Genomic DNA, 24,977 nt, shown 5'->3' with positions numbered 1-24,977 from the left:
GTGCCCTTCGGCCCATTCTGCATTCTGCATTTCTGCATTCTGCACTCTTACAGGATGTCCGCGCCCACGGCCCGCTCCACAGCGGTTTTCACGTTGGCCATTCCAATGCCCAGCGAGCCTTCCTTGCCGGGGATGAGAATGATAGCCGGGGTCAGGGCGTCCTTATACCGGGCAATGTCGCTGCTCAGCTTGGCAGCCAGCTGCTCGGTCATATAGATGATGGCGTAGTTCTCCTTGGCCATGCGGTGGAGGGCCTCATGCCCCTCCTCGGGGGTGCTCACCGGGCACACCTCCAGGCCCAGGGCCTTGAAGCCCAGAACGCTGTCCATGTCGCCCATGACGGCAATCTTATACATCTTCCCTCCACCCCCTTACACATAGGTTTCCCGCAGCCGGGCGCGGATGGTGTCGCCGTCCAGACCGGCGGCCCGTCCTGCAAAAATGGTGCGGATGGCGGTCAGCTCTGCCTCCTTGGCGTAGAGGTAGCCGATGACCGTCTGCTCCCCGAAGGGAATCCGCCGGGCGGCGGACAGATAGGCGGTCAAAGCATCGTCGCAGGCCTTCTCAAAGCCGGTCAGCGCTCCGCTGCCCGGCTGGGTCAGCTTGGCGCCCATCTCCGCGGCCTGGGCCAGGGGCCCGGTGCGGAAGACCTCACCCAGGGCGTCCCCCCGGGCGGCGGCAATGGACTGGGGCGAGACGCTGCCGCCCTCCAGCAGAACCTGGCGCAGGAAGTCGCCCTCCTTGCCCATGCGGTACACCCGCACGGCGGCGCGCAGGTTGGCCACATCCACCGACAGGCGGACATAGCCCCGGAGAAACTCGCTGTCCAGCTCGTTAGCCAGCACACCCATCTCGCCATAGCAGGCCTGATCCAGAATCAGATCCGCCTGCTGGGGGTCCCGGGTGTCGGCCAGAACGGCCTGGGCCTGCTTCATGGCCTGCTGGAAGCGCTCCGAGCAGCCCCGAAGTTCCTCCCGGCGCCAGCCGTCCAGCAGCTGCTGGGGGTCGTACCGGCCCCCGGGCAGCAGCAGCCGCTCCGGGTCCGCCCCCACAGCCTTGGCCTTAATAAGCACCTTGGCATTGTGGTAATCATATTTTAGTTGGAAAATCTCCGTCAGCCGACGGTCCGGGGAGGCGTTCTCCATATCCCGGAAGGTGTCTGCCCGGGCCTGGGCCAGCACGGCGTCCAGACTGCCGCCCCCGTCGGGGTAGCCGCACTCCGTCAGCACCTTCATGGCCTCGCTGTTGTCCCGGGCCTCAATCATCCGGTCCATACGCTCCCGGGTCAGAAGCCGGTTCTCCATGGCCCGGATTCGGGCCGAGACGGAGAGATAATCCGTATCTTTGCGGTGGGACAAGATATCCCTCCTTTCGTCGTCGTCGCAAGCTTCATATCCCTCACTTCCGCCTTACGGCGAAAGCTCGCTCATTCCGCTGCTCCTCCTCTCCAAACCGGACCCACTCCGTTGGGCTCCGGTTTGGGGCGGCGTTCCGCCGCCATTTTCTCGCAAGCCTTGTATCCCATGCCTCCGCCTTACGGCGAAGGCTCACTCACCCGGCTGTTCCAACTCCGCACTGAGTGCCGTCGGGGCTTCACAGCTCGGTGGTATGGGACGCAAAGCACTTCTATGTTCCGCTGGGGCTCAGGCCTTGGGGAACAGCACCTGGTCCACTTCCTTCTCCAGCTTTTCACGCTGCAGACGGACCAGGGTCTCAAAGGCACAGTTGACCTCCACGTCTCCGTCTACCAGGACGAAGCCGCCCTTCATGGGCCGGGTCTCCTCACTGAGGGTGAGCATACCCGTGCCGGTGACCATGGCGGTGGTGGAATTCACTACCTTGCCCAGGAATGCCCCCACCTTGGTGTCGGTGATGGCGTCGGGCAGCTCGGGGGCTACCTGCTTGACCATGGCCTCGTTGGCGGCCACGACCACCTGCTTGCCCACCCGGGCGCGGTCCTGGGGAGAGAACACCAGCTGTTCCTTCCCGGTGGTGGAGGCTTCCAGCACCAGGCGGGTCAACAGCTGCACATATTCCTCCTCAGGCAGGGAGCACAGCTTCTCCAAAGCCAGATCGAAGGCCTGGGCCAGCATCTCCTGCCGGGCGGCCAGCTCCAGCTTGCGCTGTTCCATCTTGGCCGCGGACTTCAGCCGCTCCAGACGCTCCTGGGCGGCCCGCTGTCCCCGGGCCAGGGTCTCGGCCGTTTCCTTGTCCGCCTGAGCCTGGGCTGCCTCCGCGATGCTCCGGACCTTCTCGTCGGTCTCCTGGTTCATGCGGGTAATTTCAGCCTGGGCGTCCTGGACAATTTTGGCCGTAATTTTTTCAATACCTTCCATAGAGCCGGTTCCTTTCCCAGCCTTAAGCGCTGATGTTGATGATCATCAGCATGGAGGCCAGCAGAGACAGAATGGCGTAGAACTCAACGGTGATGCAGAGCACCATGCCCTTGGACCAGTCGTCGGGCTTCTTGGCCAGGATGTTGATGGAGCCGGCAGCCACGCGGCCCTGAGCGATGGCGGAGAACAGGCCGCCCAGCGCCATGGGCAGGCAGGCCACGAAGTACTGCATGCCCTGAGCCACGGTCAGATCGGGCAGGGTGCCGGACAGCAGGCCCATGCGGAACACGGCGAAGAACCAAACCACCAGGCCGTACAGGCCCTGGGTGCCGGGGATAACCTGAAGAATCATGACCTTACCAAACTTAGAGGGGTCCTCACACAGCAGGCCGGTGCCCGCCTCGCCGGCGATGCCGGTACCCTTGGCCGAACCGATGCCGCTCAGGACCGCCGCCAGACCGGCGCCCAACAGGGCGATGGCCAGACCGCCGATTGTCTCCAGAAAACTCATGACTATGTCCTCCTTTAATCTTTTACAATGTCGTAATATTTGGTATTCCAGGACAGGGGACGGAAAGGCTTTCCGCCGTCCTGATAAAACTTGCCGAAGTACTCCAGACACTGAAGACGCAGGTCGTGCACGTAGCAGCCCAGCAGGTTCAACGCGAAGTTCAACGTGTTGCCCACCAGGGAAATGATCAGGAAGATGATCACATTCCCGGGGATGGCGCCCAGGGTATTGAACACCTGGGCAATGACCGAGCCGGCCAGCATGAGGGCCATCAGACGGGAGTAGGACAGGATGTCTCCGAAGTAGCCCGTCACGTGGTTATAGAGGGAGCCGAACACGGCCGTCACCTTGCCGAAGCCCTTGGCGTTCCAGCCCGAGCCCACCAGCACCATGACACCGCCCACGATGAGCACCACATTGGTGATACCCAGGATGGCCAGCGCCGCGCCGGCAAACACGATCCACCAGGTCAGCTCCTCCCAGATGGCATCCATCACCTGGCCGTCCCGCAGCTTCTTATAGAAGCTGATGGCCATACCGGTGATGATCTGCACCGCGCCCAGACACATGGCACCCACCAGAATCATCATGGTGTCATTGAGGGGGGTGAAGAGGGCGGGCAGAACGATGGGATTGTCCGGGTTAATGAGGGTGCTGATCTGGGTCAGGAAGTCGCCGAAGAAGCCGCCGGTGAGAATACCCATCACAAAGGTACTCACACCGCACAGACCCAGCAGTCCGAAGAAGTGGGCCATGCCGCCCTTGGGCTTTTTCTTGGTCAGCACCACCACCGAGGCCAACATCATGAGAAGGCCGTAGCCCATGTCCGCCATCATAATCCCGTAAAACAGGATGAAGAAGGGGGCCATGAGGGGGTTGGGGTCCAAAGAGCCATAGGCGGGCAGGGAGTACATCTCCGTGACCATGTTCAGCGGCCGGGTGAACCAGTTGTTCTTCAGCTTCACCGGCACACTGGGGTACTCTTCCTCTGTGGGATCGCTGACCTCCCAGGCACAGGGATAGGGAGAGATGGCCTTCTGAAGGCCGGGCCAGTTTTCCGCCGGCACCCAGCCCTCCAGGTAGAAGGTCTGCCTGGTGTCCAGCAGACGGCCCCGGGCCTCCTCCCGGCTGACCTCCACCGCGGTGCGGTCGGCCAGCCGCCGGAGATCTGCCCGGCGGTCTCCCATGCCGGAGAGCTTCTCCTCCAGAGCTGCCGCCTCCTGGGCCAGCTGCTCCAGTTCCTGGTCCAGCCGGGCGGTGTTCTCCGCCGCCGTGCCGCTCCAGTCCCGGAGATTGGCCCGGGACCAGCCCAGGTCCTTCACCGTCTGGAGGACTGCCTCACTCTGGCTCACATGGCACACCAGAAGCAGATACTGCTGCTCCCGGTCCGTGGAGACCAGGGTGAGCTGGGACAAATCTCCTGCCGCCAGCACCTCCCCCTCCGCCTGAGCGAAGGGCACGTTGGCGGGCAAAGTTCCCAGCTGAATGACCACCTGTCCCGTGGACTGGGTGTCCAGAGGCAGGTCCAGGCTCAGCCAGGGAGCCAGCGTCCCTTTCTGAGCGAGTAATTTCGTTTCTTCTGCGTGGATGGCATTGAGGCGGCGGTCCATCTCGTTGATCTCCTCCGCCTCCCGGAGTGCGGCCTCGGCCGCCCGCTCGTCAAAGAGCTCCTTCTCCGTCAGCCCCGGCTGGGGCTTCAGCAGAGGGTCCTTGGCCGGCGCGCTCCGCTTGAGTACCGCCAGCGCCCGTTCCACGGCACTGTGCCGGTCCCGAGCTACGGACAGATTTCCTGCCTCAGGCCGGGTCAGCCCCGCCCAGGCCGGATTGCTCTCGTCCACCGACGGTTCATCGATCTCCACGCAGCCCATGCGCTGGAGCAGACGGAGCAGGGTATCCCGGTTCTCCCTCATGGCGACCAGACGCAGATGCTTCATTTTGACGATGGCCATCAGCGATTCACAACCTTTTCTACAATCAACTGTGCCGCCTGGTCCAGACGCCGGCGGGCATTTTCCTTCATTTCCTCACACGCCTGACTGGCCTGTGCCATCAGCTGCTGGGCCTCCTGGGCCGCCTCGGCCTCCGCCTGTGCCAGCACCTTGCGGTTTTCGGCCTCCGCCTGGGCACGAACCTGCTCCAGCTTCTTTTGGGCCTCCCGCTGTGCGGTCTGGAGCCTCTGTTTGTTTTCTGCGGCGGCCGCCTCACGGCGCCGCTTCTCCTCCTGCTCCACCTGAGTTACCTTTTCAATGGCCTCTACTGCCACAATCCTCACCACCTTTAAACTCAAGTACTACCTCGTCATTTTCTTTTCCACTTTAAAATAGTATCTAGGGCCTATTTTAGGTGAAATCCCCGCAAAATGCAAGCGCTATTTTCGTGTTCCTTCGTGGCGTCGTCGCCCCAATCCCTCTCATTTCGTCACCTTGCTTTTTCTTTTCATGGAGCTTCCTAGTTTTTTTCTCATTTTTTACAGCTTTTATGCTTCGAGAGCAAATATTCTTTTTTCTTGCCAGTCCGATCTGCATAAAAAAAAACTTCAGACTGCACAATGGCAGTCTGAAGTTTTGCATAAAAACAGGGTTAATCTGTCAATTCAGCCTGAGCACTCTCAGCATTTGGATCGATTTGCGGCACAATTTCCACCAGACGCTCCTGGGCAGCCGTCACACCAGCCTGAAGCAAAATTTCCGAAAGGTCTTCCTCTCCGCCGCCATCCACCCATATGCGTCCCTCCTGCTTCTCCAGCAGGGCAGCCGTGACGCCGCTTTCCGGAAGGGTTCCTGTAAGGGTACCCGCCTCCACCCGCAGGGAAATCCGCGTGTCATAGGGGGCCACAGCCTCTTCCACCCGGGTCAGAAAGGCAGATACCGTCTCTTCCCGGCTTCCATCTCCCGACGTAATGGCCTCCACAGAGCCCGCGGTGGGAAATCCGGGACACTCCAGCAGAATCTCATCAAAGCCCATGGCGGCCAGTTCGCCGCACAGATCCGCCAGGTAGGTCTGGGCTCCCTCGCTGGCCGGGTTCAGCCAGCGAAGTCCTTCCTCATCCCGCCAGTTGCCGTAGCTGGCCCGCATAGCCAGATCGTTGCGGTGATAGGGAATGGTATTATCCCGGAAGCAGCACACCCGGGCCACCGTATAGACCTCACCCTGGTTCCAACTCACCAGCTGCTCCTGAATCGCTCCATCTGCGGCGTTGACCCCGCAGCTCCGGGCCAGGGATTGCTGGGCGTCCCAGGCCAGCATGCCCTCCTCATCCTTCATGGTGAGCACCAGGGCATTGGCCCCGGCCTGCTCCAATTGGGCCGCAGCGCTGCCATCCTGTATGGCGGAGAGAGGCAGCTCCAGCGCCGTCAGGGCGCTCTCCTGCTCCGGCTCCTCCTCGGAAGAGGCCGGCTCCTCCGGTTCCCCCTCCGTTCCCGCCGGATCCGTCCCTTCTCCCTGGACGTCCTGGCCGCTGCCGGACGGCTCATCCTCCTGCTGGGAGAGAATGGGCAGCTTCAGGGGAAACCCGTTCTCCCCGCGGCTGAGCCAGATCACCGCCAGCAGCACAACCACCAGCACGCCCAGCACAGCGGCCACAATCTTCAAAACGTCGGTCAATGTCCGGCGGCCCCGATAGCTACTGTATCCCCTTTGAGACCGGCGCACGGCACGCCCTCCTTTCCCAATGGCAGGCTCCTTCGCTCCCCGGCGGGCCATGGGTCCTTCCAAAGGGGCGGTTTTCTTCATTTTTTACCAAAACCAGCGTTTTACAGCATCTTACAGAAATAATCTCTCCTGCAGGAGAACGTTTTAATTATATCAAGTTTTTCCTGTTCTGGCAATCCAATTTTTCCCATTTTTAAATAACCATGCCGCCGTCGGCCAGCAGCACCTGGCCGGTAATAAAGGAGGCCTGGTCCGAGGCCAGAAAACAGATGGCTGCGGCGGCCTCCTCCGGTGTTCCGATGCGGCCAAGGGGAGTCTCCTCCCCAAGGGCGTCCAGATCCGCCCGGGAGAGGTGAGCATTCATCTCGGTGTCAATGACGCCGGGGGCCACGCAGTTGACCCGGATATTAGAGGGACCCAGCTCCTTGGCCAGGGCCCGGGTCAGTCCGATCACCCCCGCCTTGGCTGCGGAGTAAGCCACCTCGCATGAGCCCCCCGTCACCCCCCACATGGAGGATACGGTGACCACAGCGCCCCGCTTGCGCCGGACGAAGAAGGGGACGGCCGCCCGCAGGGTATAGAACACCCCGTCCAGGTCCACCCCCATCACCTGCCGCCACTGCTCATCGGTGGTGTCGGTAATGAGCTGCTGAGGCAGTGCCACTCCGGCGCAGCACACCAGAGCGTCCAGCGGCCCCAGCTCCGCCTCCGCCTGCTCCACCATGCCCCGGGCCTGTTCCGGATCGGCCAGGTCCCCCTGAACCACCAGGGTCCGCCGTCCTAAGGCCTCCAGCTCCCGGGCCAGCTCTTCCGCCCGGTCTCTCCCGCTATGGCAGCCCAGGGCCACGTTCCAGCCCAGCGCACCGAAGCGTCGGGCTGCAGCGGCGCCGATGCCCCGGGAGGCGCCGGTAATGAGTACATTTTGTTCCATGGCTTCTCCCTTCTCAGGCAAACACCGCCTGCACCAGCACCATATAGAGGCCGGTGGCCCCGAAGATGGACAGCAGGTCGTTGCCCTTCCACAGGTGGAGCAGCACCGCCGTCACACCGGCCAGGACGGAAGGCACCCAGCCCGCCGGAGCGGAGAACGTCATGCCCCGCAGGCAGTAGACGATGAGCATGGCAATGATGGCGGGCGGCAGCACCCTGCCCAGGTAGAGCACCAGCTTGGGTGGGTGATCTCCCCGGTCAAAGAGCAGGAAGGGCAGGGCCCGGGTGAGGAAGGTGACCACCGCCATGACCGCAATGGAGGCCAGGGCCTGTCCGGTTGTCAGCGTCATGGGAGCACCTCCTGTTCCGTCTTCTCCGTCTTCTTTTTCTCTGCCTCGCGCTCCAGTCTGGGCCGGAGCACCACCAGCGTCATGATAATGAGGCCCAGGGCGGGCAGCAGCATGTCGTCCGCACCCACCGCCCACAGGCTCAGCAGGGTGGCGGCAATGCCCAGCAGGGCAGGCAGGTGGCTGCCTGCCGCCTTCCACTGTCCCACGGCGATCACCAGGAACAGGGCGGTCATGGCAAAGTCCACCCCTGTGGTGTCAAAGCCCAGAGCCGTCCCCACCAGGGAACCGATCACTGAGCCCAAAATCCAGTAGCTGTGGTCCAGGAACGCCACGGAAAAATAAAAGGCGTGCTCATCCACGCCCTCCGGGGCCTCAGCTGAGCTGAGGAGAGCATAGGTCTCATCGGTGAGGGAGAACATCATGTAGAGCTTCCGCAGTCCCATTCCCCGGAATTTCTCCAGCATCGACAGGCCATAGACCAGATGACGGAAATTGATCATCAGAGTCAGGAAGGCCACCTGGGTCAGCGGCGCCCCCGAGGCCAGCAGCGAAACGCCCAGATACTGTCCGGACCCCGCATAAATGGTCAGGCTCATCAAAAAGGCCCAACCCACTCCGTATCCAATGGACTGAAGCATCAGTCCAAAGGCCATTCCAATGGCCAGATAGCCCATCAAAACCGGTACGGTCACCGGAAAGGCCGCGGCCAGCGACGTGCGATTCATAGGAAAACGGTCACCTCATTGACAAATTTTTTCATCATATTCTACCTGTTTTTTCTCGCCTGTGCAATCCCCTGTTCTGTCTTGTGGACACAGACATTAAGAAAGGGTAAAATTCATGAATTTTACCTTGATTTTTCCTTTTTTTAACCTATAATAAGGTCTGCTGATTCTAATACTGCGCCTGGCTGCCTACCCCACAGGCGGACAGTTTCACCGCGCGCCGCAAATTTTAGGAGGTTCCATCTTGGATCATCTTCTCTTTATCTACAATCCTACCGCCGGAAAAGGGCAGGTAGCGGAAAAGCTGTCTTCGGTGGTGGACGTCTTTACCAAGGCCGGCTGGCTGGTTACCGTCTGCCCCACCCAGAGCAAGGGGGACGCCACCCGCATCGCCCGGGAGTTGGGTCCCTCCTTTTCCCGGGTCGTGTGCGCCGGAGGCGACGGAACGCTCAGCGAGACGGTCACCGGTCTCATGGATCTGAAGGACCCGCCGCTGCTGGGCTATATTCCCTCCGGCTCCACCAACGACTGCGCCACCACCTTCGGCCTGTCCAAGGTGCCCCGCCAGGCCGCCCTGGCCGCCGCGGAAACCGGAATCCCCACTCCCATCGACATCGGCCGGCTTAACGGCTCTCCCTTTGTCTACGTGGCCGCCTTCGGCGCCTTTACCAAGGTAGCCTATGACACCCCCCAGGACCTGAAAAAGACCTTCGGCCATCTGGCCTACGTCATGGAGGGTATCGTCTCCCTGCCCACCATCTCCCCCATTCACCTGAAGGTAGAGTACGACAACGGAGTCATTGAGGACGATTTCTTTTTCGGCATGGTGAGCAACGCCCTGTCCATCGGCGGCATGCGGCCGCCCAACAGCTCCAACGTGGTGCTGGATGACGGCCTGTTCGAGGTCTATCTGGTGAAAAAGCCTGTCACCCTGGCCGACGTGGCCAACGGCTTCCAGGCGTTCCTGAGCATGAAGCCCGGCGACCCCGGCTCTCTCATTCAGTTCCAGACCTCCCGTCTGGTCATCACCGGCCAGGAGCCCCTCCACTGGACCATCGACGGAGAATATGGCGGCGGCGAGGTCGTCAACGTGGTGGAGAACTGCCGCAAGGCTCTGACCATTCTTCGGGGCAAATAATAAGGTAAACAAGACATAAAAACCGGCAAGCGGATGGCTTGCCGGTTTTTCTTATTCGGGCTGAAGAACCTGGGTCAGATCCACGGCCTGGGCGTCGCCCCACAGCCGCTCCAGGTCGTAAAACTTCCGGGCCTCATCGGTGAACACATGGACCACCACCGAGGAGAAGTCCATGAGCAGCCAGGTGCCGCCCCGGTGGCCCTCAATGTGGTGGGCCGTCTCCCCCTCTTTCTCCGCAGTCTCCTCACAGGCGTCGGACATGGCCTTGATCTGAGTATTGGAAGTCGCGGTACACAGGACAAAGTAGTCGCACAAGGTGGTCAGATCCTGGGTCTTGAGCACCTTGATGTCCTGTCCCTTCTTGCTGTCCAGAGCCTTGGCCAGCAAAAGCGCCAATTCATAAGAGGTCACTGTAGTTTGCTCCTTTCCTTACGCGGCCGGCCGTACCGGCTCGGGCTGAGGCGGCAGTACCGCCACGGTGTGATCGGTATCGCTGGTTTCATTTCCCTGGGCCACGTCCTGACCGGAATTGGACTGGCTGCTGTCCGGGGTGGTGTTGCCCTCCTGGCCTCCGCCCTGTCCCTGGCTGCCGCTCTCGCCGCCGCCCTGGGAGGTATCTCCTCCGGTCTGGGAACCGTCACCGGTCTCGCCACCCTGGGAGGTGTCCCCTCCGGTCTGGGAGCCGTCGCCGGTACCGCCGCCCTGGGAGGTGTCCCCTCCCGTCTGGGAGCCGTCGCCGGTACTGCCGCCCTGAGAAGTGTCCCCTCCGGTCTGGGAGCCGTCGCCGGTCTCACCGCCCTGGGAGGTATCCCCCGTTTCTTCCGAGGTATCAGGCGGCTGCGTGGTTTCTCCCGAATTTCCACCCGACGAAGAGGAAGAGGAGGAGGAAGACGAGGACGAGCCCTTCCCCATCTTGGGGTCCTCCAGTTCAGCGTTGGTCACACCGAAGCTGCCGTTGCTGTTGCGGTAGACCAGCTGCAGGTCCCGTTCCTCAATGTCTCGCTGGTAGGGGTTCATGCCGTTATTGACAATCTCCAGAATTCCCTCCGGGTCCAGAGTAATCAGAGCCGCACTATTATACTTGAAGGAATCGGCAATGGGAGCCGTCTCAAAGCTCACGCCGGTCTCCGGGTCCATCCCGTAGGCCATCTGGGCAAAGGCCAGAATGTTGCCCACGGACAGGTCGGTATATACCTTTTCGGTAAAAATTCGGGCCAGCTCAGGGATTTTCAGGAAGGTGGTGGGCTTGAGGCACTCAGTGGCCACAGCCTTCAAAAATTCCTGCTGAATCTCCAGGCGGGCAACGTCACCGCCGGAATTGCTTCCATCGCTGTTCTTCCGCCAGCGGATGACCTGCATGGCGTCGTCACCGTTCAGCTCGCGGTAGCCCGCCTCCTGATGGATGTGCAGATCCTGATAGGGATCGTCATAGTCCATATCAAAGGGCACGTCAAAGTGTACGCCGCCCAGAGCATCTACCAGCTCACCAATGGCCTCCCACTCCACCAGCACATAGAAGTCAGGCGTAATGCCGGTGACCTTGGCCACTTCCTTCCCCAGGGCCTTCATGCCCTGGGCCACCCGCTCATCCTCGGGCAGGTCGGAGGAGCCCCGGTTGCGGGCATAGACCGAATTGATGCGCTTGCTGTTGGCGCTGGTGTTGATCATGGTATCACGGGGAATGTTCAGACCCCGGATCGTCTTGTTGTTGGTATCATAGGAAAGCAGCAGGATAGTATCCGTGGAACTGCTGACCACGTCCCGTCCGGCCACTAAGAAGGTGTAGATGCCCGGCTTACGGCCGCTGAGGGCTATGTCGGGCACATCCGCCCCGTCAAAGGTCAGATCTGCCACACCGTCGCCGTCTGCATCGATGGTAAAATCGGGCACATCCGGCACCCGAATCCAGGCGCTGAGCACCAGCCATAGTACGATGACTAAAATGGCCAGAATGGTGGCCGTCTGAAGCAGTCGATAGCGGATGCGCTGGCCCCGGCTCATTCCGGCCAGCCATTCTTTATACTGTCTCCGATATCGTCTGAGCGCGCTCTCTCCGTGGGAACGCTCCCGCTTGCCGTGTCTGTTTAAATCACTCATTAGGTTCCTTCCTCTGTTGTTACACCGTGGCTACGCAGCCACTGACGGGCTTCTATGGTCTTTTGATGAATGGGCTGCCGCCGCTCCTCCATCTCCTGGATGGTGGTCTCCACCCCCAGCAGCAGGGCCTTGTCCAAATCGGTATAGGCCAGCTCCCGCAGGCGCTCCACCCCTTCAAAATCCCGGTTTGGCTCTATGTAGTCGGCCATGTAGATGATCTTCTCCAGCAGTGACATGTCCGCCTTGGCGGTGGTGTGCCAGTAGATGGCCTCGTACACCTCATCAGGTTCTCCAAAAACCCACCGGGCAATACACGCCCCGGTCTTGGAGTGGAGCAGCTTTACCATCTGCTGCTCCAGGGGGTCCAGCTCCAGGCTGTACTGTCCACAGAGGGCCAGCTGCTCCTCCAGCCCCAGGTACTTGGTGCAGTCGTGGAGGATGCCTGCCCGCCGGGCCAGCATGGGGTCCGCACCCCAGAATTCCGCCAGGCGAACTGCCTCCTCCTCCACGCCTATCACATGAGGCACTCGTTTCTGCTTCATCATGGCGTAGGAACAGGCCCGCAGCTCGGGCAGGTCCAGATGCTTGAGATCTGCATGGGTGCCGTACAGGTTGTGCATCAGGATGTAGCCGTACACCGCCGGGGGCAGATACTCCCGCCCCTCGCCCCGGGCCAGCAGGTCCCGCAGCCGGGTGGAGGAGATGTCCACCAGATCGGGCAGGGTAATGGTGGTCACCCGGGCGTTGAATTTTTCGGCCAGATACTCTCGCTGAGGTGCGAAGAGCTCCTCCCCGTCCTGCTGCGTCCGGCCAAAGGCACAGATACCGGCCAGCCGAAGGATGGTCTCCGGGTCATGCCACAGGTGCAGGGTCAGGAACATGTCCGTCCCCATCAGCAGCCACAGCTCCGCCTCGGGATACTGCTCATGGATGCGCTCCAGTGTCTCCGAGGTGTAGCTCTTCCCCGTCCGCTCCAGTTCAATTCCCGAGGTCTCCACCACCTTGGGCATAGCTATGGCGTCAGCCATCTTCTCTACCATAGCCAGCCGGTGCTCCGGAGGCGGGGTCTCCTGAGGCAGCTCCTTGTGGGGCGGCACCGCCGCCGGTATAAACAGCAGCTTATCCAGCCCCAGAGCTGCCACCGCCGCCCTGGCCGCCGCCATATGCCCCAGATGAGGAGGATTAAAGGTTCCGCCGTAGATTCCAATTTTCATACAGGCACCACCTTATTTTATTTTTGTTGCTGGTTCCTTCTGTCCCCAGGAAGCAACCCATAGGACAGCATATCCGGACAAATGCTCCGGTTACTTCCGCTTTTTGTCCGCCACCAGAACAATTCTGTCCTTCTTGTCCTTGTTATGACTTGGACGATACAGAACAAATTTTGTTCCGATGACCTGCACCACCTCGCTGCGGGTGAGGGGAGCCAGCTGCTCGGCAGCCTCTCGAGGGGAGAGCATGGAGTTCTCCAGCACCCGGCCCTTGATGAGCTCTCGGGCCTCCAGGGCATCGTCGGCCTGCTTGATGAGGTTATCCCCAATGCCGTCCTTGCCCACAATCAAAATGGTGTCAATGCTGTTGGCCAGGCCGCGAAGCTGGGCCCGCTGCTTGCTTGTCAGTTCCATTTGTCACGCTCCATATGAATTATCATTTCTGATTGTTCAGATATTCCTCCAGCTTCACCTGGAATGCTTCCAGGGCCTTGCCCCGGTGGGAAATGGCGTTTTTCTCCTCCGCCGTCAGCTGGGCGAAGGTCTTTTTCAGAGAGGGTACAAAGAACACCGGGTCATAGCCGAAGCCGCCCTCCCCCATGGGGGCGAAGGCGATGGTGCCGGGGCACTCCCCCCGGGCGGAAATCACATCTCCGTTGGGGAAGCAGCAGGTGATGACCGAGACGAACTTGGCCGTCCGGGGCATCTGGCCCCGCATGTTCTCCAGCAGCAGGCGGTAGCGGCCGGTGTCGTCCAGCCCCTCCCCGCCGTACCGGGCGGAGTACACTCCGGGGGCGCCGTTCAGGGCGTCCACGCACAGTCCGGAGTCGTCGGCCACGGCGGGCAGGCCGGAGGCCTCCATCACCGCTTTGGCCTTCAAGAGGGAATTTTCCTCAAAGGTGGTTCCGGTCTCCTCCACCTCCACGTCCACACCCGCGTCGGCCTCGGAGCACACTTCCACGCCCAGCTGGGAAAGGATGGTGTCCAGCTCCACCAGCTTCTTTTTATTCTTGCTGGCCAGCACCAGTTTCATGGTCAAACACCCTCCTCCAGCACCTTACGCTGCAGAGCCTGAATTTCCCGGATGCCCTTGGCGCACAGCTTCACCAGCTTCTGCTGCTCCTCCAGGGTGAAGGGGCGCTCCTCGCCGGTGCCCTGGATTTCAATGAGCCGTCCCTGGTCATCCATGACGCAGTTGAGGTCCACCATGGCGGAGGAGTCCTCCTCATAGCACAGATCCAGCATGGGCACATCGTCCACGATGCCCGCGGACACGGCGGCCACATAGCCGCTGATGGGGTACTCGCTGAGCTGACCGGCCTCCATCATCTTCCGGAAGGCCAGCATCATGGCCACAAAGCCGCCGGTAATGGAGGCGGTACGGGTGCCGCCGTCCCCCTGGAGCACGTCGCAGTCAATGGTGATGTTCCAGGGGCCCAGCTTCTTCCGGTCCACCACGGAGCGCAGGGCCCGGCCGACCAGGCGCTGGATTTCGGCACTGCGGCCGTTCAGCTTCAGCTTGGAGATGTCCCGGCGGGAGCGCTCCCGGTTGGCCCGGGGGAGCATGGAGTACTCGGCAGTGACCCAGCCCTCCCCCTCGGGGACGTGGCGGGGGGGCTTGTCCTCCACGCTGGCGGTGCACAGCACATAGGTGTTGCCGCAGCGAATGAGGCAAGAGCCCTCGGCAAACTTATTGATGTTGGGAATGATCTCCATAGGCCGGAGCTGGTCATTTGTACGGCCGTCAATTCGGGACATAAAATACTTCCTCTCCGCAAATTTTTCCATATTGTATCACAATTCTTCAAAAGAATGTATGGATAGAATGTAAATTAAAAGGGGGATTCTCCAGAAACTTGTGTTTGTTTTTTAATCAATCTGCCAAAATAGCACACCCAGGAACAACAGAGACAGCAAAACACCCAGTCCTACCAGATTTTCCCGCCGCTGTTTCGCGCTTACCCCCTCACCCTGCAGGCGCATGGAGCGCAGGAGATTTCTCGCACCATCCCGCCGAATCCAGCGCACGATTTGAATGGTCAGTTGAATGGTAAACAGGACTGCAAACAGCTTCCAGTTCCAGTATGGCACGGACTGCACCCCCGATTTTCAATTCTGAATGCCTGCCTCCTGATTTCTGACTTAAATGAGCGCCTGGGCAAAGTCGGCGGCGTCAAAGGGCTTCAAATCGTCGATGCCCTCACCCACACCGGCGTACTTCACGGGCACGCCCAGCTCCTTGGCGATGGCAATGGCGATGCCGCCCTTGGCGGTGCCGTCCAGCTTGGTGAGGACGATGCCGGTGATGCCCGCCGCCTCCTTGAACTGCTTGGCCTGGATGAGTCCGTTCTGGCCGGTGGTGGCGTCCAGCACCAGCAGGGTCTCCCGGGCGCAGTCGGGCAGCTCCCGGTCGATGACACGGGAAATTTTGTTCAGCTCATTCATCAGGTTCTGCTTGTTGTGAAGCCGTCCGGCGGTGTCCACCAGCACCACATCGCTCTTTCTGGCCCTGGCGGCGCTCATGGCGTCAAAGACCACGGCAGCGGGGTCGGCCCCCTCGTGCTGCTTGATGATGTCCACCCCGGCCCGGTCACTCCAGATGGTCAGCTGCTCGGCGGCGGCGGCCCGGAAGGTGTCGGCGGCGCAGAAGAGGACCTTCCTGCCCTCCCCCCGCAGCTGGGCGCCGATTTTTCCGATGGTGGTGGTCTTGCCCACCCCGTTCACCCCGATGAACAGCACCACCGAGGGGGTGGTGGACAGGTTGAGCTCCCCGTCGCCCGCGTTCAGGGCGTCGGCGATAACCTCCACCATACAGGAGCGGGCCTCCTCCAAAGTCTTGATGCCTTTCTCCCGCACCCGGCGGCGAAGCTCCTCCACCAACTCCAGAGTGGTGTCCATGCCGGTGTCCGCCAGGATGAGGGACTCCTCCAGCTCGTCGTAGAAGTCGTCGTTCAGCTCCGAGCCGAAGCTGGCAAAGATGTTGATTTTTTTCAGCTTGTCAAAAAAGCCCATGATGTCTGATTCCTTCCTTTAAAACAGCTTGGTGTTCTTCTTCCCGCAGAAGGGGCACTTGGGACTGTCCAGCTCATAGCGCTTGCCGCAGGCGGGACAGGCCGTCATGGCAATTCCGCTGCCCTCCGGGTCCTCCAGCTCCGACCAGCCCCCCCCGGAAAAATTCCAGCTTTCCGCAATCCGGACAGGTGAGGATATCCACATCCAGTCCACCGGAGAGCAGATTGTCCAGATCTCCCGCAATCCATCCCGTCTTGCCCAGCTGAAGATACTCCCGCTTGAGAAGGACCATGGGTGTTCCGCAGCGCAGACAGTTTAATGCCTTGCCCATATGGTTTCCTCCTTTAGGGGGTTACGCTCTCCCCGCAGAAGGGGCAGTACTGCCCCCACTGGAAGGAGTCGTTCAGCTTCTCGCCGCAGTAGGGGCAGTAGCTGGGGGCGGGGCTGTCCGTCTCCACGCTCTGGCTCTGGGATGTTCCGGCGTCCGAGCTCTGGCTGGCAGAGGTTCCAGGCTTATCCTGGGGGATAGCCGCCTCCAGAGCGGCAAAGGCCAGCTTCACTCCCACAAACAGCACCAAAATCAGCGCCACCAGGCCCACAATGGACCACAGGTTGCTCTTTTTCTCTTTGTTCTCGTCGTTCAAATTGTACCTCCAAGCCCATTTCACGCCGGTTTTTACCGGATATTCAGCTCTTTCTCCACATCGTTCAGGTTAATGGTCAGCATGCGGCTCTCGTCGGCGCAAAGTCCGCTTCGTCTCGGAACGCCCTGTCGGGCATTCCTTACCCGCTCCCTTGCGCCTCCTCTCCAGACCGAACCCGCTCCGCTGGGCTTCGGTTTGGGATGCTTCCTCCTCCGGGGTATGCCGCTTTCCACGTCCGGCATCATCGCTTCCGGACGTGCTCTCCGACGTCACCGGATGTTCAGCTCCTTCTCCACGTCGTTGAGGTTGATGGTCAGCATACGGCTGACGCCCTGCTCCTGCATGGTGACGCCGTAGAGCACGTCGGCCTCCTCCATGGTGCCCCGTCGGTGGGTAATGACGATAAACTGGGTCTTCTCCGCCATGGAGCGCATGTATCGGGCAAAACGCACCACGTTGTTGTCGTCCAGGGCAGCCTCGATCTCATCCATCACCACGAAGGGGGTAGGCCGCACCTTTAGGATGGCAAAATAGAGGGCAATGGCCACAAAGGCCTTCTCGCCGCCGGAGAGAAGGGTAATGATTTTCAGAGCCTTGCCCGGGGGCTGGACCTTGATTTCGATGCCGCAGTTCAGAATGTCCTCCGGGTCCTCCAGCTCCAGGGCTGCCTTGCCGCCGCCGAAGAGCTCCAGGAAGGTCTGACCAAAGGCCTCGTTGATGCTCTTGAACTCCCGGGCAAAGATGGTCTTCATCTCCCCGGTGATGTTGGCGATGATCTCCTCCAGCTCGCTCTTGGCCCGCTGGACGTCATCCCGCTGGTCGGTGAGGTAGGTATAGCGCTCGTTGACCCGGTCAAATTCCTCGATGGCCCCCACATTCACATTGCCCAGGACGGACACCGCCCGCTTCAGCTCTGCAATGCGGCGGCTGGCTTTCTGGACCGACTCAATCTCCACCCGCTGCTGCTTGGCCGCCTCGTGGGACAGCTCGTAGTTCTCCCACAGCTTGTCCAGCAGCTGCTTCTCCTCCATGGAGGCGGACACCTTCCGCTGCTCCAGGCGGGAGACCTCTCCCTCCATGCGCAGCAGCTCCTCGTTGCGGCTCTGGCTCTCCTTGGTCGCCTTCACCCGCTGGCCCTCCAGCTCCAGCTTCTCCTGGTTGAGCTGAGAAATGGCCTCGTTCTGGGCCTGGTTCTCCTGCCGAAGGGCCTCCAGGGCCGCTTCCTTCTCCCCGATCTCCCGGGTGATGCCCTCATTTTTGCTGTGGTAGTCCTCCACCAGAGCCCGGCTCTGGTCCCGGTCCCCGGCGATGCTCTCCTTGAGTCCCTCCAGCTCCGTGAGGCCCGAGCGGGTGGCGTCCCGCTCCGCCTCCAGTGCGGCCAGGGAGGCGGTGAGCTCGGCCACCTCCTGGGCGATGCGGGCGGAGCGCTCCTGCAGGTCGCTCTGGCCCTTGGCCTTACCCTCGGCCTCGCTCTTCAGGGCGGCGGCGGTGCCCTCCAGGGTCTGGATACGCTCCCTGGCGCTCTGGGTATCCGCCTCAATCTGAGCCGAACGGGCCTTGAGCCCCTCCAGCTCCTCCTTCTGGCTCTCCTCCTGCTCCTCCAGGGTGGACACCACGCTCTTGCAGTGGGCCAGCTGGGCCTCCGCCTTCACAATGGCGTTCTCCCACTCCCGCAGCTGTCCCTGGGCGCTCTCCAGCTCGTAAGCGGAGGCGGTGGCCTCCCGCTGGGCCTCCTCCAGCTCCCGGGCAGCCTGACTGAGCTGCTCCCGGATGCCCTTGGCCTGCTCCCCCAGCCGTTCCAGCTCGTTGGCCCGACTGAGGATGCCCGCGCTCCGGCTGGCCGAGCCACCGGTCATGGATCCGCCGGGGTTCAGCACCTGGCCGTCCAAGGTGACAATGCGGAACTGATAGCCGTACTTCCGGGCCACCGCAATGGCGGCGTCCAGGTTCTCCATCACCGCCACCCGGCCCAGAAGGTTGGAAAATACGTTCTGATACTGGGGATCAAAGCGGACCAGCTGGTCGGCAATGCCCACAAAGCCCGGCTCACCCGCCAGCCGCTCCCGCTCCCGCAGGTTGCCGGGACGGATGGAGCTCAGGGGCAGGATGGTGGCCCGGCCGCCCTCCCGGCGCTTCAGATACTGGATAACGGCCTTGCCGTCCTCCTCCCGGTCCACCACCAGGTTCTGCATGGCGCCGCCCAGGGCGATCTCAATGGCCACAGTGTACCGGTCGGGCACCTTCAAAAGGTCGGCCACCGGTCCATGGATGTTCTTAAGGGTGCCCCGCTGGGCCTCCCCCATGACCAGCTTCACCGCCTTGGAGTAGCCCTCGTGCATCTGCTCCATCTCGGTGAGCAGCTTGATGCGGGAGGTGAGGGCGTTTTCCTCCATCTGCAGCTTGACCTGCCGTTCCTTTAACTGCTCAGCCTTCTTCTGCCGGGACTGGGCGCGCAGCTGGTAGCCGCTGATCACGTTTTTGGCCGCGTCCCGCTCCTCCACCGCGTCGTCGTACTGGCGGCGGGCGGTGCGGGCCTCCTTCCGGGCCTGCTCCAGGCGCTCCTCCAGCTCGGCGCTCTCCCGGCGCACGGTCTCGTCCCGGTCCAGCACCTCCTGGGCGGCGGCGGCCAGGGCGGAGAGCAGAGCCTTTGCCTCGGCGGCGTCGGCGTTCTCCAGATCCGCCCGGCTGCGCAGCTGCTCCAGCTCCTGGGCCAGGGTGCCAGCCGAGTGGGCGGCCTCCTGGGCCTGACGGCTGCGCTCCTCCAGACTGGCCCGAGCCTGGGTCAGCTGGCCCTCAATCTCCTCCAGCCGGGTGCGGCGCTGCTCGATCTGGGCGGCCAGGGAGCCCTCCCGGCCCTCCTGCTGCTCCAGGTCCGCCTGGATGCGCCGGGCGGACTCCAGGTTGTGCTCCACGCTGCTCTTCAAAACGGCGATGGCCGACTCCAGCTCGTTGGCCTTGGCCTGCCGGCCCTGCATCTCAAAGCGCAGCCGGTCGGCCTCCACGTCCTTCTCCCGCATCTGCGCGGAATAGTCCTCGGCGGCGGCGTAGGCCTTCTCCTGGGCCACCTTGGCCTCCTCCCGCTGGCGCACGGCCTCCTGATAGTCGGCCTCCAGCTTGATGTTCCCCGCCCGGATGCGCTCCAGGGTGTCCAGCCACACGGAGATCTCCAGACCCCGCAGCTCGTCCCGGAGGATGAGGTACTTTTTCGCCTTCTCGCTCTGCTGGCGCAGGGGCTCCACCTGCAGCTCCAGCTCGGAAATCTTGTCGTTGATGCGCACCAGGTTCTCGTCCGTGCGCTCCAGCTTGTGCTCGGCCTCCTCCTTGCGGTGGCGATAGCGGGAGATACCCGCCGCCTCCTCAAAGATCTCCCGTCGGTCAGCGGACTTGACGGAGAGGATCTCGTCAATTTTACCCTGTCCGATGATGGAGTAGCCCTCCCGGCCAAGGCCCGTGTCCATAAACAGCTCGTTGACATCCTTCAAGCGGACGGACCGGCGGTTGATGTAGTACTCGCTCTCCCCCGAGCGGTAGTACCGCCGGGTGACCATCACCTCCGACTCCTCCATGTCAAAGAGGTGGGAGGTATTGTCCAGCACCAGGGACACCTCGGCGTAGCCCGTCTGCTTGCGCTTGGCGGTGCCGCCGAAGATCACGTCCTCCATCTTGCCGCCCCGGAGGGCCCGGGTGGACTGCTCCCCCATCACCCAGCGGATGGCGTCGGAGATGTTGGACTTGCCCGAGCCGTTGGGGCCCACAATGGCGGTGATGTCCTCACCAAAGGTGAGCACCGTCTTGTCGGGGAAGGACTTGAAGCCCTGAATTTCCAATGCTTTCAAATACAACAGACACACCTCAATCTCGCCCGGGACCGGGCCGTCACCGCCGCAGGGCGGCGGACATACTCATAGATGATATATTATAGCAAAATCCCCGCACAATTGCAACGAGGTGACGGAAAAAGGGTTCTCAAACAGCCTGGGAGTCCCGGGGCAACAGACTCAAAAATCAATGGAATTTTAGGAGAATTTTAATCCGCCCTTTACCGGGGTTTAGACCGGCGCTGGTACCATGGGAGCAAAAAAAGAAGGGAGGCGCCTTCCATGGCGGAGCGCACGGTCTATATTCTTCTCACCCGGTCCGGGACCTGGTTTTCCCGGCTCATCCACCTGGCCACCCAGGACAGCTACACCCACGCCTCCATCGGCCTGGACGGCCCGGACGGGCCCTTTTACAGCTTTGCCCGGAAGCACCCCCATCTGGCCCTCCCCGCCGGACTGGTGGAGGAGACCCCCGCCGCGAAACGGGGCTTGAAAATGCCCTGCCGACTCTATGAGCTGAAGGTATCCGAGGATGTCTACCGACGGCTCCGGCGGCGGCTGGCCTGTATGTACGGCCAGCGGGAGCGCTACCACTACAACCTGCTGGGCGCCCTGGGCTGCTTTATCAACCTGCCCCTCCGGCGGCGGCACCACTTCTTCTGCTCCCAGTTCGTGGCCGGACTGCTGGAGGAGTGCGGCGCGGTCACTCTGGACAAAAGTCCTGACCTCACCCGCCCCACCGATCTGTGCCGGGTGGGAGGTGTGAGGGCGGTGGCATAAGGAGAGTTGTGGATTCTTTTTCTTGGAAGAAAAAGAATCAAAAAGAACCTTTGGAAAAAACTTCGTTTTTTCTCCCTTCTCTAAAAAATATGGATATCCAGAAAAAAGCGGCGGCCGATTCAAAATCGGCCGCCAGGCTCGGTTTATTCGGGCAGTCCCCCGCGCTAACAGGTTTCAGATATTCACATAGAAGAAAAGCCGCCGGAAAGTGCATCCCTCCGGCGGCTCTTCTTTATTCCAGTTCTTCCACCTTGGCTGGTCCGTGTCCGGTCCGGGTATGGCAGCGGCTTTTCCAGTGCTGTACTCCAAGCCACACCACCAGCAGCGCCAGGATGGGCAGACCGCCCTGCATCAGCACCTCGTCCATGCGGAGGGGCCAGGCGCCGTAGGCCTGGTAATAGCCTAGCACCGACACTCCCATCACGCTCCCGTACAGCGCGGGAATGACCAGCCCCGCCCAGACGGGCCCCATGCCGGAGACGCAGATCTGCACCGCCAGAGCCAGGATAAACAGGACCATTGCAGCCTCCTTGCCCATAACAGACAAGCTCCTTTCTTACTCCAAATCCTCAATTTTCATCTTTTTCAGGTCGTCCCGGAAGTCCCGACGGCTCTTATAGTGCAGCCAGATGCCCCCGAAGACCACCGTGGGGATGTTGCTCACCAGAAACAGGCCCACCAGAGCCCCCACCGCACCGGGGGTAATGCTCACATGGTGCTCCTCCTGGTGGTGTCCCCACTCCTGGGCGGGAACCTCGATGTAGGTGCCGTCCTCAGCTATCACCGTCATCTGGGTGCTTCCCGCAGTGGTCATGGTCTGAAGCGCCCCCAGGCTGAACACCATAAGTAGGGACAGCAGGAAGGACAAAATGGGAAGAATCAGCCCCAGCTTCAGGCTCTTCTTGCACAGCCACACCTGGAGTACCACCAGCAGGGCAATGGGCACCAGCAGCATAAAAATTCCGAAGATCAGGCTGACTCCAACAGCCGACATCAGCATGTTCATCTTTTGTCTCCTCCTCGCTTACAGCTCCGGCGAATGCCGGGTTTTCTTGTACTCGGATATGAGCACCTTGGCGGTGTCAAAGTCCAGCTTCTCGTTGACCACCAACCGCTTGATGGTGGCAATATAGGGGTCGGCGGCGGTGTCCTCACCAATTTTAATCTTCTGGATCAGCCGGTCCAGCCGCAGGCGCACTGTGGGATAGGTCACCCCGTATTGGGCGGCTACCTCCTTCAGAGATCCGGAAGCCAGAATGAACTTTTTGATGAACACCACGTCCTCCTCTTCCAGGCCCGCCATCCACTCGGGCAGCACCTCCAGGGACATCGCGCTCCCTCCTTTCTTGTATCTGCATTATAAACTTTAATATTATTAAAGTCAAGCTTTAATTTTATTTTTTATTTTCTTTTATGAAAACAAAAAACAAGCCCGCGGCCGAAGCCGCGGGCTTGGAGAGGAAGGGTTATTTTTCCGCCTCGCTCAACTGGGGGCGGGAGGAGCGGCGGAGGAAGGAGAACTTGGTCTCCGAGCACACCACAGCCACAAAGATGAGGACGAAGCCCATGAGCAGCCGGGGCGTCACCGGGTCGCCGTAGAAGATGACCGAGAACAGCACACCAAACACCGACTCCAGGGAGAGGATAACCGAGGCGGAGGCAGGGTCGGACCACACCTGACCCACATTCTGGAACAGTAGAGCCACGGTGGTGGCCATGACACACAGGTAAGCGAGGGGGAGGAACACCTGTGGATCGGTCAGGGCCTGGGCGGGGAAGGTCTCGGTGAGCGCTCCCCCAATCCAGGCAAACAGCCCGGCAAAGGCGAACTGGAAGACGGTGAGCAAGGTGATGTCCTTCCCGGGCGACACCTTCTCCACCGCCACAATGTGGCTGGCGTAAAAGATGGCGCACACCAGGGTAAGGAGGTCGCCGGTGTTGATGGACAGCTGCTCATTGAGGGAAACCAAGCCCACGCCGGTGACACACAGCAGGGCAGCGGCGATGTTATACCGGTCGGGGCGTTTCTTCACCACCGCCCAGGTGAGGAAGGGGACGAGGACGCAGTAGACCGCCGTGAGAAAGGCGTTCTTGGAGGGGGTAGTCATGGACAGTCCGAAGGTCTGCACCGAGTAGGCCAGGCACAAAAAGCCCCCCATAATAGCCCCCCGCCACAGATAGTCGGGGGTAAAGGCCTTCCAGCGCCGCCCACACACCAGGGCCAGCAGCACCGCTCCGGCGGTAAACCGGATGGCCAGCAGGAAGAACACCGGCACCGCATCCAGGGCATTTTTCATGATAAAGAAGGACGTGCCCCAGATCAGGGCGGCGGCAAAGAGCATGGGCTTTGCCAGCATGTGCATGGTCCTGTGAGACATGGGAATCAACTCCTGATTGAAAAATAGGGACAAGCTGTGATATGATATTGCGCAAACAACGGCTGTGAGGCCGGACACTGGAGGTGGCTTTTGTGGACATACTTCCCCGCGCCTTTTACGACCGGGACACCCTGACGGTGGCCCGGGAGCTGCTGGGCAAGCAGATTGTCCGTGTACTGCCGGATGGAGAGCGGCTGGTGTGCGCCATCACGGAGACGGAGGCCTATGTGGGCCCCATTGACAAGGCCTGCCACGCCTACGGCTACAAGCGCACGCCTCGCACGGAGACCCTCTTCGCCCCGCCGGGCACCGCCTACATCTACTTTATCTACGGCATGTACCACTGTCTCAACTTCGTTACCGAGCCGGAGGGTGAGCCCTGCGCGGTGCTCATCCGCGGGGTACGGGCCGTGTCAAACGGGGACATTATAGCAAAAAACCGTTTTGGATGCAAGATGGAGGACATGAGCGCCTATCAGCGCAAAAACTTTCTCAACGGACCCGGAAAGCTGTGCCGCGGGCTGCTGCTCACCCGGGAGCAGAACGGCCTGGACCTCACGGACCCCGCTGGGCCTCTCTATGTCTGCGATGGGCCCGCCCCGGAGCACATCGGTACCGGCAAGCGCATCGGCATTGACTACGCCCAGGAGGCGGTAGACTTCCCCTGGCGGTTTTACACGGAGGACTGGCATGTATTTTTTTGATTTGGACGGCACGCTGCTGGACTCCAACGGCATCTGGCTGGACATTGACATCGACTTTCTGGGCCGGCACGGCATCTCTCCCGTTCCGGAGGATTACACCGAGTATGTGACTCACCACGCCTTCAGCGAGGCGGCGGAGTACACCCGCCGCTGCTTTTCCCTGCCCCTCACCCCGGAAGAGATTGTGGCCGCCTGGCACGCCATGGCTCAGGACGCCTATGCCAACACCCTTCCCCTGAAGGAGGGGGCCCGGGACTTTCTGGAGCGGGCCAACCAGGCGGGGATCCGCTGCGCCCTGCTCACCTCCTGCATGCCCTCCCTGTGTGAGGCGGCCCTCCGCCGCCACGCTCTGGAGCCCCTGCTGGAGCGGGTACTCACCACCGCCAGCCTGGGGGCGGACAAGAGGGACCCGGAGCTCTTCCGCCGGGCTGCCGCGGCCTGCGGGGAAGCACCGGAGCACTGCGTCCTCTTTGACGACTCCCCGGTGTACTGCGCCGCCGCCAAGGAGGCGGGCTGGCAGATTTACGGCGTGACCGACCCGATTTTTGAGGACCGGCGGGAGGAGATGGCCGCCCTGTGCGGCCCCGGCCGGTTTCCCTTCTCCTTTACCGGACCTCTGCCGGAGGACAGCGCTACATCTGCTGTCTCCCGATCATCAAGTTCAACTGCATAGAAAACGCACAGCGGGGGCG

The 24,977-nt window shown here is 61.4% G+C and carries 29 protein-coding genes; 4 read left to right on the top strand and 25 right to left on the bottom strand.

What is annotated here, in order from left to right; genetic code table 11:
* Nucleotides 1–47: 47 nt before the first annotated feature.
* The 10 genes from DWX58_RS00355 to DWX58_RS00310 all read right to left on the bottom strand — a co-directional run bounded on the left by DWX58_RS00355 (nt 48) and on the right by DWX58_RS00310 (nt 8,503).
* Nucleotides 48–356 carry a V-type ATP synthase subunit F gene (locus DWX58_RS00355; protein ID WP_118640774.1) on the bottom strand — a complete coding sequence of 103 codons (309 nt, stop codon included), beginning with the start codon at nt 354–356 and terminating at the stop codon, nt 48–50.
* A gap of 15 nt (nt 357–371) precedes the next feature.
* Nucleotides 372–1,358 (bottom strand): V-type ATPase subunit, encoded by a 987-nt coding sequence (locus DWX58_RS00350; RefSeq protein ID WP_118640772.1) that lies wholly within the window; start codon nt 1,356–1,358, stop codon nt 372–374.
* Between the two features lie 285 nt (nt 1,359–1,643).
* Complete coding sequence (locus DWX58_RS00345; protein WP_118640770.1) at nt 1,644–2,336, bottom strand: V-type ATP synthase subunit E; 693 nt, start codon at nt 2,334–2,336, stop codon at nt 1,644–1,646.
* A 22-nt stretch (nt 2,337–2,358) separates the two neighbouring features.
* Entirely contained in the window at nt 2,359–2,847 is a 489-nt protein-coding gene (locus DWX58_RS00340) for a V-type ATP synthase subunit K (RefSeq protein ID WP_118640768.1), read from the bottom strand.
* Between the two features lie 14 nt (nt 2,848–2,861).
* Entirely contained in the window at nt 2,862–4,796 is a 1,935-nt protein-coding gene (locus DWX58_RS00335) for a V-type ATP synthase subunit I (RefSeq protein WP_118640766.1), read from the bottom strand.
* Nucleotides 4,796–5,110 (bottom strand): hypothetical protein, encoded by a 315-nt coding sequence (locus DWX58_RS00330; RefSeq protein ID WP_118640764.1) that lies wholly within the window; start codon nt 5,108–5,110, stop codon nt 4,796–4,798. The genes DWX58_RS00335 and DWX58_RS00330 overlap by 1 nt, the downstream gene beginning before the upstream one ends.
* Before the next feature lie 317 nt (nt 5,111–5,427).
* Nucleotides 5,428–6,498 carry a putative glycoside hydrolase gene (locus DWX58_RS00325; protein ID WP_158579172.1) on the bottom strand — a complete coding sequence of 357 codons (1,071 nt, stop codon included), beginning with the start codon at nt 6,496–6,498 and terminating at the stop codon, nt 5,428–5,430.
* 193 nt (nt 6,499–6,691) lie between these two features.
* Nucleotides 6,692–7,429 (bottom strand): 3-oxoacyl-ACP reductase FabG, encoded by a 738-nt coding sequence (gene fabG, locus DWX58_RS00320; protein ID WP_118640760.1) that lies wholly within the window; start codon nt 7,427–7,429, stop codon nt 6,692–6,694.
* Between the two features lie 13 nt (nt 7,430–7,442).
* Nucleotides 7,443–7,778 carry an AzlD domain-containing protein gene (locus DWX58_RS00315; protein ID WP_118640758.1) on the bottom strand — a complete coding sequence of 112 codons (336 nt, stop codon included), beginning with the start codon at nt 7,776–7,778 and terminating at the stop codon, nt 7,443–7,445.
* On the bottom strand, nt 7,775–8,503 hold the full coding sequence (locus DWX58_RS00310; protein WP_118640756.1) for an AzlC family ABC transporter permease: 729 nt from the start codon (nt 8,501–8,503) through the stop codon (nt 7,775–7,777). Before DWX58_RS00310 ends, DWX58_RS00315 begins: the two co-directional genes overlap by 4 nt.
* 244 nt (nt 8,504–8,747) lie before the next feature.
* Here DWX58_RS00310 and DWX58_RS00305 point away from each other — a divergent pair, with 244 nt between their 5' ends.
* Nucleotides 8,748–9,641 (top strand): diacylglycerol kinase family protein, encoded by an 894-nt coding sequence (locus DWX58_RS00305; protein ID WP_118640754.1) that lies wholly within the window; start codon nt 8,748–8,750, stop codon nt 9,639–9,641.
* 51 nt (nt 9,642–9,692) lie between these two features.
* Here the strand turns inward: DWX58_RS00305 and rsfS are convergent, their stop codons facing one another.
* The 11 genes from rsfS to smc all read right to left on the bottom strand — a co-directional run bounded on the left by rsfS (nt 9,693) and on the right by smc (nt 20,441).
* Nucleotides 9,693–10,052, bottom strand: coding sequence for a ribosome silencing factor (rsfS, locus tag DWX58_RS00300; protein WP_118640752.1), 360 nt, complete (start codon nt 10,050–10,052; stop codon nt 9,693–9,695).
* A gap of 18 nt (nt 10,053–10,070) precedes the next feature.
* Nucleotides 10,071–11,738, bottom strand: a complete 1,668-nt coding sequence (locus DWX58_RS00295) for an LCP family protein (RefSeq protein ID WP_118640750.1) — start codon at nt 11,736–11,738, stop codon at nt 10,071–10,073.
* On the bottom strand, nt 11,738–12,952 hold the full coding sequence (nadD, locus tag DWX58_RS00290) for a nicotinate (nicotinamide) nucleotide adenylyltransferase (RefSeq protein WP_118640748.1): 1,215 nt from the start codon (nt 12,950–12,952) through the stop codon (nt 11,738–11,740). The genes DWX58_RS00295 and nadD overlap by 1 nt, the downstream gene beginning before the upstream one ends.
* 90 nt (nt 12,953–13,042) lie before the next feature.
* Nucleotides 13,043–13,363, bottom strand: a complete 321-nt coding sequence (gene yhbY, locus DWX58_RS00285; RefSeq protein ID WP_118640746.1) for a ribosome assembly RNA-binding protein YhbY — start codon at nt 13,361–13,363, stop codon at nt 13,043–13,045.
* Between the two features lie 22 nt (nt 13,364–13,385).
* A complete protein-coding gene (locus DWX58_RS00280; protein WP_118640744.1) occupies nt 13,386–13,982 on the bottom strand; it encodes an XTP/dITP diphosphatase in 597 nt (198 codons plus the stop codon).
* A gap of 2 nt (nt 13,983–13,984) precedes the next feature.
* A complete protein-coding gene (rph, locus tag DWX58_RS00275) occupies nt 13,985–14,707 on the bottom strand; it encodes a ribonuclease PH (RefSeq protein WP_118640742.1) in 723 nt (240 codons plus the stop codon).
* Nucleotides 14,708–14,818: 111 nt separating this feature from the next.
* Complete coding sequence (locus tag DWX58_RS00270) at nt 14,819–15,040, bottom strand: hypothetical protein (protein WP_147382199.1); 222 nt, start codon at nt 15,038–15,040, stop codon at nt 14,819–14,821.
* Nucleotides 15,041–15,091: 51 nt separating this feature from the next.
* Nucleotides 15,092–15,961: a signal recognition particle-docking protein FtsY gene (gene ftsY / locus DWX58_RS00265; protein WP_118640738.1), complete on the bottom strand. Its 870-nt coding sequence runs from the start codon at nt 15,959–15,961 to the stop codon at nt 15,092–15,094.
* A 73-nt stretch (nt 15,962–16,034) separates the two neighbouring features.
* Nucleotides 16,035–16,292: a hypothetical protein gene (locus DWX58_RS00260; RefSeq protein ID WP_118640736.1), complete on the bottom strand. Its 258-nt coding sequence runs from the start codon at nt 16,290–16,292 to the stop codon at nt 16,035–16,037.
* A gap of 13 nt (nt 16,293–16,305) precedes the next feature.
* A complete protein-coding gene (locus DWX58_RS00255) occupies nt 16,306–16,605 on the bottom strand; it encodes a zinc ribbon domain-containing protein (RefSeq protein WP_118640734.1) in 300 nt (99 codons plus the stop codon).
* 269 nt (nt 16,606–16,874) lie between these two features.
* Complete coding sequence (gene smc, locus DWX58_RS00250; RefSeq protein ID WP_347559140.1) at nt 16,875–20,441, bottom strand: chromosome segregation protein SMC; 3,567 nt, start codon at nt 20,439–20,441, stop codon at nt 16,875–16,877.
* A gap of 264 nt (nt 20,442–20,705) precedes the next feature.
* Between smc and DWX58_RS00245 the strand changes: the two genes are divergently transcribed.
* Complete coding sequence (locus tag DWX58_RS00245; RefSeq protein WP_118640731.1) at nt 20,706–21,203, top strand: hypothetical protein; 498 nt, start codon at nt 20,706–20,708, stop codon at nt 21,201–21,203.
* Between the two features lie 232 nt (nt 21,204–21,435).
* Here DWX58_RS00245 and DWX58_RS00240 read toward each other — a convergent pair whose 3' ends face one another.
* The 4 genes from DWX58_RS00240 to DWX58_RS00225 all read right to left on the bottom strand — a co-directional run bounded on the left by DWX58_RS00240 (nt 21,436) and on the right by DWX58_RS00225 (nt 23,581).
* Nucleotides 21,436–21,723 (bottom strand): hypothetical protein, encoded by a 288-nt coding sequence (locus DWX58_RS00240; RefSeq protein WP_147382198.1) that lies wholly within the window; start codon nt 21,721–21,723, stop codon nt 21,436–21,438.
* Nucleotides 21,724–21,759: 36 nt separating this feature from the next.
* Nucleotides 21,760–22,209 carry a hypothetical protein gene (locus DWX58_RS00235; RefSeq protein WP_118640727.1) on the bottom strand — a complete coding sequence of 150 codons (450 nt, stop codon included), beginning with the start codon at nt 22,207–22,209 and terminating at the stop codon, nt 21,760–21,762.
* Between the two features lie 18 nt (nt 22,210–22,227).
* Nucleotides 22,228–22,533 (bottom strand): DUF2089 family protein, encoded by a 306-nt coding sequence (locus tag DWX58_RS00230; protein ID WP_118640725.1) that lies wholly within the window; start codon nt 22,531–22,533, stop codon nt 22,228–22,230.
* Nucleotides 22,534–22,669: 136 nt separating this feature from the next.
* Nucleotides 22,670–23,581, bottom strand: coding sequence for a DMT family transporter (locus DWX58_RS00225; protein WP_118640723.1), 912 nt, complete (start codon nt 23,579–23,581; stop codon nt 22,670–22,672).
* A gap of 92 nt (nt 23,582–23,673) precedes the next feature.
* On the opposite strand from DWX58_RS00225, the gene DWX58_RS00220 reads away from it, so the two are divergent.
* Both DWX58_RS00220 and DWX58_RS00215 read left to right on the top strand, forming a co-directional pair.
* Nucleotides 23,674–24,285 carry a DNA-3-methyladenine glycosylase gene (locus DWX58_RS00220; RefSeq protein WP_118640721.1) on the top strand — a complete coding sequence of 204 codons (612 nt, stop codon included), beginning with the start codon at nt 23,674–23,676 and terminating at the stop codon, nt 24,283–24,285.
* Nucleotides 24,272–24,958: an HAD family phosphatase gene (locus tag DWX58_RS00215; RefSeq protein WP_118640719.1), complete on the top strand. Its 687-nt coding sequence runs from the start codon at nt 24,272–24,274 to the stop codon at nt 24,956–24,958. The genes DWX58_RS00220 and DWX58_RS00215 overlap by 14 nt, the downstream gene beginning before the upstream one ends.
* The last annotated feature ends 19 nt before the right edge of the window (nt 24,959–24,977 follow it).

Origin of the sequence: Pseudoflavonifractor sp. AF19-9AC (assembly GCF_003478995.1) — a bacterium.
Taxonomy (GTDB): Bacteria; Bacillota; Clostridia; order Oscillospirales; family Oscillospiraceae; genus Lawsonibacter.
This window is presented reverse-complemented; position numbering and strand designations above follow the sequence as displayed.